At 64.7% G+C, this 10,468-nt stretch carries 13 protein-coding genes and 1 pseudogene; 9 read left to right on the top strand and 5 right to left on the bottom strand.

All coding sequences use genetic code 11. From position 1 onward, the window contains the following. The 3 genes and pseudogenes from EN984_RS09600 to hemC all read right to left on the bottom strand — a co-directional run. Positions 1-972: pseudogene (locus EN984_RS09600) on the bottom strand (phage tail protein); the annotation flags it as partial. A 110-nt stretch (positions 973-1,082) separates the two neighbouring features. Then, complete coding sequence (locus tag EN984_RS09595) at positions 1,083-1,799, bottom strand: uroporphyrinogen-III synthase (protein WP_127383717.1); 717 nt, start codon at positions 1,797-1,799, stop codon at positions 1,083-1,085. Position 1,800: 1 nt separating this feature from the next. Beyond that, positions 1,801-2,727 carry a hydroxymethylbilane synthase gene (gene hemC / locus EN984_RS09590; protein ID WP_127269866.1) on the bottom strand — a complete coding sequence of 309 codons (927 nt, stop codon included), beginning with the start codon at positions 2,725-2,727 and terminating at the stop codon, positions 1,801-1,803. A 101-nt stretch (positions 2,728-2,828) separates the two neighbouring features. On the opposite strand from hemC, the gene tsaD reads away from it, so the two are divergent. Genes tsaD through EN984_RS09560 form a run of 6 tightly spaced genes read left to right on the top strand, consistent with a single transcriptional unit; the run spans position 2,829 to position 6,845 of the window. Then, positions 2,829-3,914: a tRNA (adenosine(37)-N6)-threonylcarbamoyltransferase complex transferase subunit TsaD gene (tsaD, locus tag EN984_RS09585; protein WP_206517155.1), complete on the top strand. Its 1,086-nt coding sequence runs from the start codon at positions 2,829-2,831 to the stop codon at positions 3,912-3,914. Continuing rightward, on the top strand, positions 3,911-4,933 hold the full coding sequence (locus tag EN984_RS09580; RefSeq protein ID WP_127270042.1) for an NAD(P)H-dependent glycerol-3-phosphate dehydrogenase: 1,023 nt from the start codon (positions 3,911-3,913) through the stop codon (positions 4,931-4,933). Before tsaD ends, EN984_RS09580 begins: the two co-directional genes overlap by 4 nt. Positions 4,934-4,965: 32 nt before the next feature. Next, positions 4,966-5,262, top strand: a complete 297-nt coding sequence (locus tag EN984_RS09575; protein ID WP_127269714.1) for a YciI-like protein — start codon at positions 4,966-4,968, stop codon at positions 5,260-5,262. 37 nt (positions 5,263-5,299) lie between these two features. Then, a complete protein-coding gene (locus tag EN984_RS09570) occupies positions 5,300-5,725 on the top strand; it encodes an EVE domain-containing protein (protein ID WP_023811233.1) in 426 nt (141 codons plus the stop codon). After that, positions 5,680-6,378, top strand: coding sequence for a methyltransferase (locus tag EN984_RS09565; protein WP_206517149.1), 699 nt, complete (start codon positions 5,680-5,682; stop codon positions 6,376-6,378). Before EN984_RS09570 ends, EN984_RS09565 begins: the two co-directional genes overlap by 46 nt. Positions 6,379-6,428: 50 nt before the next feature. Further along, positions 6,429-6,845, top strand: coding sequence for a DUF1761 domain-containing protein (locus tag EN984_RS09560; RefSeq protein ID WP_127269716.1), 417 nt, complete (start codon positions 6,429-6,431; stop codon positions 6,843-6,845). 99 nt (positions 6,846-6,944) lie between these two features. Here EN984_RS09560 and gcvA read toward each other — a convergent pair whose 3' ends face one another. Further along, on the bottom strand, positions 6,945-7,880 hold the full coding sequence (gcvA, locus tag EN984_RS09555) for a transcriptional regulator GcvA (RefSeq protein WP_127269718.1): 936 nt from the start codon (positions 7,878-7,880) through the stop codon (positions 6,945-6,947). A 130-nt stretch (positions 7,881-8,010) separates the two neighbouring features. On the opposite strand from gcvA, the gene EN984_RS09550 reads away from it, so the two are divergent. Next, a complete protein-coding gene (locus tag EN984_RS09550; RefSeq protein ID WP_127269720.1) occupies positions 8,011-8,277 on the top strand; it encodes a hypothetical protein in 267 nt (88 codons plus the stop codon). 112 nt (positions 8,278-8,389) lie between these two features. Here the strand turns inward: EN984_RS09550 and EN984_RS09545 are convergent, their stop codons facing one another. Beyond that, positions 8,390-8,926, bottom strand: a complete 537-nt coding sequence (locus EN984_RS09545; RefSeq protein ID WP_206517156.1) for a L,D-transpeptidase — start codon at positions 8,924-8,926, stop codon at positions 8,390-8,392. 144 nt (positions 8,927-9,070) lie between these two features. Here EN984_RS09545 and EN984_RS09540 point away from each other — a divergent pair, with 144 nt between their 5' ends. Continuing rightward, positions 9,071-9,754: a response regulator transcription factor gene (locus EN984_RS09540; protein ID WP_013528898.1), complete on the top strand. Its 684-nt coding sequence runs from the start codon at positions 9,071-9,073 to the stop codon at positions 9,752-9,754. 120 nt (positions 9,755-9,874) lie between these two features. Next, the gene (locus tag EN984_RS09535; RefSeq protein ID WP_023811239.1) at positions 9,875-10,330 is read left to right on the top strand and encodes a cyclic nucleotide-binding domain-containing protein; all 456 of its coding nucleotides are present in this window, start codon (positions 9,875-9,877) and stop codon (positions 10,328-10,330) included. The last annotated feature ends 138 nt before the right edge of the window (positions 10,331-10,468 follow it).

Below are 10,468 nucleotides of genomic sequence, written 5' to 3'. Positions count from 1 at the left end.
AGACTGCTCCAGCGCTGTCAGCCGGCCCTCCTGCGCCGTCGTAGCCTCGCCGGCCGACTTCACCAGCGCGTCGAGGCCAGCCAGTTTCTCGTTGAGCGGACCGAGATCGACCGGCGCCGAGCTGCCGGCCTTGCCGAGGGCGGCGACCGCCGTCTCGATCTGCGCAACCTTGTCGCCCAGTGCGGCGACCCCGGCCGCGTCGCCTGCTCCACCTTTCTCGACAGCCGATTTCAGCGCCGCCACATCGGCCTTGACCTGTTCAAGGCCCGAGGACAGGCCGACCATCTTCGCCGCTCCATCGCCGTTGCCGCCGGCGTCCTTCAAACCGGCGATTTCGGTCTTCAGCGAGGCGATGTCGCCGTTGACGCCATCGAGCGAGACGCCGGCACCGGAACCCGGCGCGCCAAGCAGGCCGGCAAATTGCAGCCCGCCGGCGCCGACCAGCGCGATGACGCCGCCGATGATGCCGGCGGCGACGCCGTTGAGGCCGCCGCGCTTTTCAAGGGGTGGCGCCATTTTCTCGTCCCGTGTCTCGGGTTTCGCCTTGTTGCCGTCGGTCTGCGTGCGCTTCGCCGATGCGTCCTCGAAACTGTAGTCGTAGGCTTTGGTCTTGCCGGCCGGCGCATCGGACGATCCGGGCTCGTCGGACGATCCGGGCTCGTCGGACGATCCGGGATAGGGGATCTCGGCCTCGCTAGCGGGCTTTGTCGCCGCTGCCGACGGCTGCTCCGGTTCGGCCCGGGCGTCGGTATGCTCCCAGGGCTCGAGATCGGTCTGGTCGGCGTGAACCGGCTCTTCGGGAACCTCGGGTTGCGAAGCGTTCGCTGCTTCCTCGGCCTTCGCCTCGTCTGTCCGGGCCTCCTGCGTGGCGGCGTCCTCGTCGGCGATGCGTGAGACGGCGCCCGGCTCGAGATCGATGGTCACCGGCTCGCGGCGGCTTTTCGAGTGTCGCATCTTCGGCGTCTTGACCATGCCTGGGCTCCGCACAATTCGCTTCGTCTCAACGCCTGGCGGCGCATGATGGTTCAGAAAGGGTCTAGCACATCACCAAGCGGTGAAAAGGGGCGGTGTGATGACGCGGCTCAGCGCGGCGCCTGCAAAAGCGCCAGCAGTGCCTCCTCGTCGGGCTGCGCGGCAATGCGGATCCTTTCGCTGGCGACATCGTCGAAGGCTGCGGCGATGCGCGTGGAAAGCGCAAAAACCCACGTTTTTTCGAAGAGACCGCGCAGAGCGGGCAGTCTTGCCAAGGGCTGCAGAGCCGCCGACGACGTGGATGAATAGAGAAACACAGAGGAGGAAGGTTGACCCGACAGGCGTTCGAGGATGACTTCGTCCGAATACCCCATTGTCAGCGTGTCATAAGTCTCGACGGCGTGGACCCGAACGCCCGCCGTCCCGAGCCTCTGTTCGAACGCCGGAAAACGCACGCGTCCGCAGAGGTAGACAATCGTCTTTCCAGAAAAATCGACGGCGAGACTGTCGGCCAGCGCCTCCGCATCGCCCGGGCCTTCACTGACCGACAAAAACCCCGCTCGACGCGCCGCTTGCGCCGTCCTTTTGCCGACCGCATGACAAGGCAAGGCGGCGAGCGTCGCGATGATTTCTTCCGGCGCATGACGCATGGCATTGGCGCTGGTGACGGCCACTGCGACGGCATTGTCCGGGATCAGTCCGGCGGCGACGGGCAACGCCTTTGTTTCGGTCAGGGGCAAAAGAACCGGCTGAAAACCTGCCTCCTCAAGCCGATGCGCCGTGCGCGAAGCACCTGGTTCCGGCCTGGTCACCAGGACGCGAAGCATTTCAGAGCCAGCCGTCGAAGAACTTTTCGCCGGCCTTGGCGCGCACGCTCCGGGCCGCTTCACCGCCGATGCGGGCGGCGTCTTGCGCCGGCCCCTGCAGCTCGACCGTGTGCGACTGCGTGCCGTCGGGCGAGATGATCAGCCCGGCAAAAGACAGTTTTCCGGCCTCGATCGCCGCATAGCCGGCGATCGGCGTGCGGCAGGAGCCATCGAGCGCCGCCAGGAAGGCACGCTCGCAGGCCAGCGCCTGGCCGGTCGGCACATCATGGACGGCTGCCAGCATTTTTTCGACATCGCGGTCGCCGATACGGGTTTCGATGCCGATCGCGCCTTGCCCCGGCGCCGGCGGGAAGACATCGAGCGGTATCAGATCGGTGACGACCTGCTCGAGCCCAAGCCGCTTCAGCCCGGCATAGGCCAGGATCGTGCCGGCGGCGACGCCTTCTTCGAGCTTGCGCAGCCGCGTCTGCACATTGCCGCGGAACATCACCACGTCGAGATCCGGCCGCATCCGGCGGATCAGCGCTTGCCGCCGCAGCGACGACGAGCCGACTTTCGCCCCCCGCGGCAGTTCGGCGATCGTCTTCGCCGCCTTGCCGACAAAGGCGTCGCGTGCATCCTCGCGCGGCAGGAAGGCCGAGAGTTCGAGACCGTCGGGCAGTTGCGTCGGCATGTCCTTCGACGAATGCACGGCGATGTCGATCCGGCCCGCCAGCAGCGCCTCCTCGATCTCCTTGGTGAACAGGCCCTTGCCGCCGGCTTCCGACAGCGGCCGGTCCTGGATGCGGTCGCCGCTGGTCGAGATGACGACCACCTCGAACGCCTCCGCCGGCATGCCATGCGCGGCCATCAGCCGCGCCTGCGCCTCATGCGCCTGTGCCAGCGCCAGCGGGCTGCCGCGTGTTCCGATTCTCAAGATTGTTTGCATGGCGCGCAGTCCGTGATAACCCCCCGGCAAGCGAGGCTTTTCCGGGGTTCTCCTAACGGGGAAAGCCCCATGATACAATCTTTAGGGACAGCGACGAATTGATCCGCGTGCTGGGCATAGAGACGAGTTGTGACGAGACCGCCGCCAGCGTGGTGGCCATCGACAGCGACGCCGCGCCAAAAATCCTGTCCAACATCGTGCTCAGCCAGATCGAGGAGCATGCCGCTTTCGGCGGCGTCGTGCCGGAAATCGCCGCGCGCGCCCATGTCGAGGCGCTGGACGGCATCATCGAAGCGGCGCTTGCCGATTCGGGCACGGCACTCGCCGATATCGACGCGATTGCCGCCACCGCCGGCCCCGGCCTTGTCGGCGGGCTGATCGTCGGGCTGATGACGGCCAAGGCGATTGCCGCTGCGGCGAACAAGCCGCTGATCGCCATCAACCACCTCGAAGGCCATGCCCTGACCGCAAGGCTGACCGACGGGCTCGACTTTCCCTATCTCTTGCTGCTGGTCTCCGGCGGCCATACGCAAATCGTCGCCGTGCGCGGCGTCGGCGACTATCAGCGCTGGGCAACGACCATCGACGACGCGCTCGGCGAAGCCTTCGACAAGACGGCCAAGATGCTTGGCCTGCCCTATCCCGGCGGGCCGAATGTCGAGAAGACGGCACAGGCCGGCAGTGCCTCGCGCTTTGCCTTTCCGCGCCCGATGAAGGGCTCGGCGCAGCCCGACTTCTCCTTCTCCGGCCTCAAGACCGCCGTGCGCCAGGCGGCGAGCGCCATTGCGCCGCTGAGCGACCAGGACGTCGCCGACATCTGCGCTTCGTTCCAGGCAGCGGTGGCCGATGCGCTGGCCGACCGCGTCTCCCGCGCGCTGACGCGCTTTCGCGAGACATTTCCCGGCACGAAAAACCCGGCCCTCGTCGTTGCCGGTGGTGTCGCCGCCAACCGCACGATCAAGATCATGCTGGAGCGGCTCTGTGCCGAGACCGGCTTCACCTTCATTGCACCACCGCTGAAGCTCTGCACCGACAATGCGGCGATGATCGCCTGGGCCGGTGTCGAGCGGCTGCGCGCCGGCATGGCGCATGAGAACGGCTTCGATTTCGTGCCGCGCTCGCGCTGGCCGCTGGATAGCATCTCGGCGCCGATGGTCGGCTCCGGCCGGCGCGGAGCCAAGGCATGAACGAGCGGGCAATGGGCGGCAACGACACCGCGCCGACCGGCTGGCGCGTTGCCGTGCTCGGCGGCGGGGCCTGGGGCACTGCCTTGGCCTTGGCCATGCTGCGCGCCGGCCATTTCGTCCGCCTTTACGCGCGCGACCCGGACACCGTAGCCGCTATCGACCGCGGCGAAAATCCACGCTATCTGCCTGGCATTACGCTCCAGCCCGGCATCGTGGCGACGAGCAACATCCAGGCCGCGCTCGACGGTGCCGACTGCGTGCTGGCGGTGACGCCGGCCCAGTCGCTGCGGACTACGCTGGCGGCAGCGAAGGACCATATGCCGGCCGGTGTCCCGCTGGTTCTGTGTGCCAAGGGCATCGAAAGCGAGACCGGCGCCTTGCTGTCGGCGATCGTCGAAGAAATCCTGCCGCTCAATCCGGTTGCCGCTCTGTCGGGTCCGAGCTTCGCCACCGACGTCGCCCGCGGCCTGCCGACGGCCGTTGTGGTCGCTGCCCGCGACGAGGCATTGGCCGCCGATCTCGCCGCCCGCTTTTCCGCCGAAAACCTGCGCTGCTATTCGAACGACGACCTGATCGGCGTCGAGATCGGCGGCGCCTTGAAGAACGTCTTTGCCATTGCCGCAGGTGCCGTCACTGGCGCGGGTCTCGGTGCCAGCGCCCAGGCCGCCATGGTGACGCGCGGCTTTGTCGAGCTGCGCCGCATCGGCGCTGCCTTCGGCGCCAGGCCCGAAACGCTGATGGGGCTGTCCGGCCTTGGCGACCTGCTGCTGACCTGCTCGTCCACCCAGTCGCGCAATTTCGCCTATGGCCTGGCGCTCGGCCAAGGCAAGCCGCTTGCCGGATTGCCGCTCGCCGAAGGCGTGCCGACGGCGGCGATCGCTGCCCGCATCGCCACCGAGCGAAACATCGACGCGCCGATCATTGCCGCCGTCGCCGCCATACTGGACGGTGCCATCACCGTCCGGCAGGCTGTGACGGCCTTGATGACCCGGCCGCTGAAGACCGAAACCAACGATTGATCCCCACGACTTTGAACGATCAGGAGAAAAAGATGCTGTTTGCTGTGATTTGCAAGGACAAGCCCGGAAGCCTGCAGGTGCGCCTCGACACGCGGCCCGAGCATATCGCCTTTCTCGAAGGGTTGAACGGCGACAAGAAGCTGGCCTTCGCCGGTCCGTTCCTTGATGCCGAGGGCAAGCCCAATGGCAGCCTCGTGGTCGTCGAAGCGTCCGACCTGGCTGGCGCCCAGGCTCTTTCGGCGGCCGACCCCTACGCCAAGGCCGGGCTGTTCGAAAGCGTCGAAATCCGCCCGTGGAACTGGACGTTCAACAAGCCGGCGGCTAGTTAATCCCGGTCGCCCGCGCGACGCCTAGGAGGAGAAAGACATGAACTACTGGCTGTTCAAATCCGAGCCATTCAAGTTCTCCTTCGAGATGCTGAAGGCCAAGGGCAAGGCCGGCACGCAATGGGACGGCGTGCGCAACTACGCCGCGCGCAACAACATGAAGGCGATGCAGATCGGCGATCTCGGCTTCTTCTACCATTCCAACGAGGGGCTGAACGTCGTCGGCATCGCTGAAGTCTGCGCGCTTGCCCATCCCGACACCACCTCGGACGATCCGCGCTGGGAATGCGTCGACATCCGCGCCGTAAGGGATGTGCCGAACCCGCCGACGCTGGAGCAGGTCAAGGCCAATCCGAAGCTTGCCGACATGGCGCTGGTGCGGCTCGGCCGGCTTTCCGTGCAGCCGGTGACGCCGGCCGAATGGAAGGAAGTCTGCCGCATGGGCGGCTTGACGCCGGCTCCGTGACGGCGCTGACGCCCAACAGCGCGAGGCAATTCATTCTCGACAACACGGCGCTGATGGCGCCGCCGCACGTCCCGGAGATCCTGCTTCATCTTGCCGACGAAGCGCATGATTTGTGGCAGCGGACCGAGGATGAGCTGGTCGAGATCGGCCTGCCACCGCCTTTCTGGGCCTTTGCCTGGGCCGGCGGCCAGGGCCTTGCCCGCTATGTCCTGGACAATCCCGGCACGGCGCGGGGCAAGCGTGTGCTCGACTTCGCTTCCGGCTCCGGCCTTGTCGCCATCGCTGCCGCCAAGGCAGGTGCCGCCAAGGTGATCGCAACCGACATCGATCCGTTCTGTGCCACCGCGATCCGGCTCAACAGCGAGATCAACGGTGTCGGGACCGAATTCCTCGGCACGGATTGCATCGGCACCGATGCAGGTTGGGACGTGGTCCTGGCCGGTGATGTTTTCTACGACAAATCTTTCGCGGACCGGCTGATGCCATGGTTCGCAACGCTGAAGGCGCGCGGCGCCGAGATCCTCGTCGGCGATCCCGGACGGTCGTATCTGCCGAAGGCAGGGCTGGAGCCGCTTTCTGTGTATGAAGTGGCCGTCACGCGGGCGCTGGAGGATGCGCTGGTCAAGCGCACGACGGTCTGGCGGTTCGCTTGACGCGATCGCCGAACAGGCGTTCCATCACATACAGATCAGAGGGGGAGCTCATGGATTTTTCAGCAGTGAACTGGCTGGCGGTGGTCGCTGCCGCGATCGCCGCGTGGCTGTTCGGCGCCGCTTGGTACATGGGCCTGAGCAAGGCGTGGCTGAAGGCCGCCAAGCTCGATCCGGCGATGATGAAGAAGTCGCCGCTGCCCTTCGTCATCAGCTTCATCGCCGAACTGGTCATGGCCACCATATTGGCCCTGGTCGTCGGCGCGATGACCGGCGGCGAGCCGACATGGATCGCCGGACTTGTCTTCGGCTTCGTGCTCTGGCTGGGTTTCGTCGCCACGACGCTCTCGGTCAATCACCGCTACGAGAATTTCGGCTGGGACCTGACCCTCATCGACGGCGGCCACTGGCTCGGCGTGCTGCTGATCATCGGCGCCGTGATCGGCTGGTTCGGCGCGGCGGCAACCTGATCAAGAAGGAGTAGGGCAGTAAGGCAGTAGGAAATAGGGGCAGACGGCACCGACGCCTATCCCTACTGCCCTGCCCTACTGTCCTACTGTCCTACTGTCCTACTGCCCTTTGTCCGTGGTCCGCGTCTTGGCGACTTCCTCGAGCATCCATTCGCGAAAGGCGACGATGCGTGGATCGTCGGCGGTATTTTCGGGATAGACCAGGAAGTAGGCGAACTCGGGCGCCACCCGCAGGCCGAGTTCGAAAGGCTGCACCAGCCTGCCCTGGGAAAGGTCGTTCGCCACCATGGCGAAATCGGCGAGCGCAACGGCATTGCCGTCGAGCGCTGCCTGGACGGCATCCGTGGAGTTGCCGAAGACGACGGTCCGGCTGTCGTCGAAATCAGTGATGCCGGCCGCGGCCATCCACATCCGCCAGTTCGGCCACGTCACGCCTTGCCGCGACCATTCAATATGCGCAAGCGTGTGGTTGAAGAGGTCGCGCGGCTCACGCAGCGGCGGACCGGACGTCAAGAGGCTCGGGCTGCACACCGGAATGAGAATGTTGTCGAACAGCCGGTGGGTGCGAAGACCCGGATATTTGCCGGCGCCGAAACGGATGCCGACATCGATGTCATCGAGTTCGAAATCCCGCACTTCATAGGCAATGTCGAATCGCAATTCGATATCGGGGTGATGCTTGCGAAAATCGTCGACGCGTCGCATCAGCCATTTTGACGCGAACTGCGCGTCGAGCGTTACCTTCAAAAGGGCGGTGCCGCGCGCCAGCTTTTGCGCCCGCGAAACGGCCCGGCCAAGCAGGTCGAGCGCGTCGGCCGAGGCGTCGAACAGCACCGTCCCCGCCTCGGTGAGCCGGATCGTGCGGCTGGTGCGTGTGAACAGCACCAGCCCGAGTTGATCCTCGATTTCCTTGATCTGATGGCTGACGGCGGCCGGCGTCAGGCCGAGCTCGTCGGCGGCACGGGTGAAATTGAGGTGCCGGGCCGCTGCTTCCAGTGTCCTCAAGGCACGAGTCCCGGGCAGAAGACGAGCCATCCTATCCTCAAATAAAACTTGATGATCCAGAGAAAACTACTCGTTTCTCGCAGAGATTTCAATCTGGCATCATCCATCCATCGAAACATCATCAAGCCGGATTTGATATCCGGGGAGAACGGAGCACACCATGTCCATCATCGTTTTGAATTCATCGACACCCCGCCCGGCCTGGCTGGCCGAAACTCTCGACTGGCTGCGTCACGCCCGGGTCGCGATACGCCTCGCCCGCCGCGACATTACCTACCAGAACGTCGAGGATCTCTCCGATCGCCAACTGCGCGATATCGGCGGCGAGCGCCGTGACGTCGCTCGCGCAATGGACAGGGAGCTTGGCCGGCTGGGCCTGCTAGACATGGGCTGGCAGAGACCGCGAAGGTCAGGGAATAGGCAGTAGGAAATAGGCAGTAGAGGAAAATTTAAGTCAGCGCCGACAGGTAGCCTACTGCCTACTGCCTACTGCCTACTGCCTACTGCCTACTGCCTACTGCCTACTGCCTACTGCCCTACTATCTCACCACCCTCACCACCGTCCGGTCCGACAGCAGTGGCAGCAGCCGCGCCATGGTTTGCGCCGTGACAGCCACACAGCCTTGCGTCGGCGTGAAGCCGGGGCGCGCCAGATGGAAGAAGATGGCGCTGCCGCGCCCGCGCCGGCGCGGCGACAGGTTCCAGTCGAGCACAAGGCAGGCGTCGTAGAGCCGGTCGTCGCGCCGCATGCGTTCGTGGCTGGCGCCATAGGGTATCTTGACCGGCCTGTTGTAGTTGCGGTCTTCGGGCACTTCGCACCAGCCCAGATCGGGCCCGATCGGCGTCATCGCCAGACGGGTCCTGCGGCCGCTGGAGAACTGATCTCCCCGGAAATACCCCGACAATATCCGCATCGCGGCCAGCGGCGTGGCGCCATCGCCTTCGCGCTTGCCGGCCGAGATGCCACCGCGCCCCAACGCACAGGCAAACACCGTTTTCCCGGCCTGCAACAGGCCCTGGCTTGGATGCCCAGGCCTCGCCCGCACGGTCAGCACACGCAGCCCTTTTCGCAAAATTGCGCCGGCTGCATTGCGATCGTGTTTTTTCTTGTATGATCGTGCCACGGAACAAATCACTGTGAACGGCTGTTGCGCCGGTCAGCTTCCGCATAAACAGGCAGCGGTCAACTGAATTTTCTTTTCAAAACAACGGATTGATCCATGACTTCACGCACCATACTGATCGTCGACGATGATGATGACCTGCGCGGCACACTGGTCGAGCAATTATCCCTTTACGAGGAATTCGACGTGCTGCAGGAATCGACTGCGGCAAAAGGTGTCGCCGCAGCGCGCGGCGGCCTCATTGATCTGCTCATCATGGACGTCGGACTGCCCGACATGGATGGCCGCGAAGCGGTGAAGATCCTGCGCAAGGGCGGCTACAAGGCGCCCATCATCATGCTGACCGGCCACGACACCGATTCGGATACGATTCTTGGTCTCGAGGCCGGCGCCAACGACTATGTGACGAAGCCGTTCCGCTTTGCCGTGCTGCTGGCACGCATTCGGGCGCAGCTGCGCCAGCATGAGCAGAGCGAGGACGCCACCTTCTCGGTCGGGCCTTATACTTTCAAGCCCAGCCAGAAACTGCTGCTCGACCCGCGCGGCGGCAAGGTGCGGCTGACGGAGAAGGAAGCCTCGATCATCAAATATCTTTATCGCGCCGACCAGAAGGTGGTGACGCGCGACGTGCTGCTCGAGGAAGTATGGGGCTACAATTCCGGTGTCACCACGCACACGCTGGAAACCCATGTCTACCGGCTGCGCCAGAAGATCGAGCGCGATCCTTCCAATGCGGAAATTCTTGTGACAGAAAGCGGCGGCTACAAGCTGGTTCCTTAAACATTTCATTATCCAATGAGCGGTCGGGCGGGGCCGCTTTCGGGTACGATCCAGTTGGAGGGTGGTTTGGATCGAACTCGCAGAGGAGGAGTCGGACTGTCGGTTCGGGGACATAGCTAGATGGCGCTGGATGACGACATCCGCGTCCTGTCCGCCGTGAGGCTCTTCGAGGGCTTCACGCAGGAACAATTGCGCCTGCTCGCCTTTGGCGCCGAGAACACCAGGCTGATTGCCAACCACAAGCTTTATCGCGAGGACGACGAGGCCGATTCCGCCTATATCGTCGTCAGTGGGCGCATCGTGCTCTACCGGGAGCAGGGTGGTGAACGCATCCCGATTGGCACGGCAGGCCCCGGCACAATCCTGAGCGAACTGGCGTTGATCGCCGACACCAACCGGTTGACCAGCGCCTCGGCCGAGATCGATTCGGAAGTGATGCGGCTCAGCCGCAAGATGTTCCGCCGCATCCTGGAGGAATATCCCGAGATCGCGGTCAAGCTCCACCAGCGCATCTCGGAGGAATTTCAGGCGATGATCCGCCGCATCGAGGAACTGGCCCCGCGCTTCTCCGGCTGAAGGCTGCCCGCCTGCGAAGCTGTTGTTTCGCGGCCAAAGGCGGAAGCGCGGCAGCGTCCGTTGACAGGCCCGAGGTGAAATCCTAAAGCACCCCGAAGGCGGCCGGCACAGCAGGCGCCATCACCAGGCTCCTGGGGC

It is taken from the genome of Mesorhizobium sp. M7A.F.Ca.CA.004.12.1.1, from assembly GCF_003997835.1.
In the GTDB taxonomy this organism is placed as follows: Bacteria; Pseudomonadota; Alphaproteobacteria; order Rhizobiales; family Rhizobiaceae; genus Mesorhizobium.
Note: the sequence above shows the minus strand (reverse complement) of the source record. Positions and strands in the feature narration are given on the sequence as shown.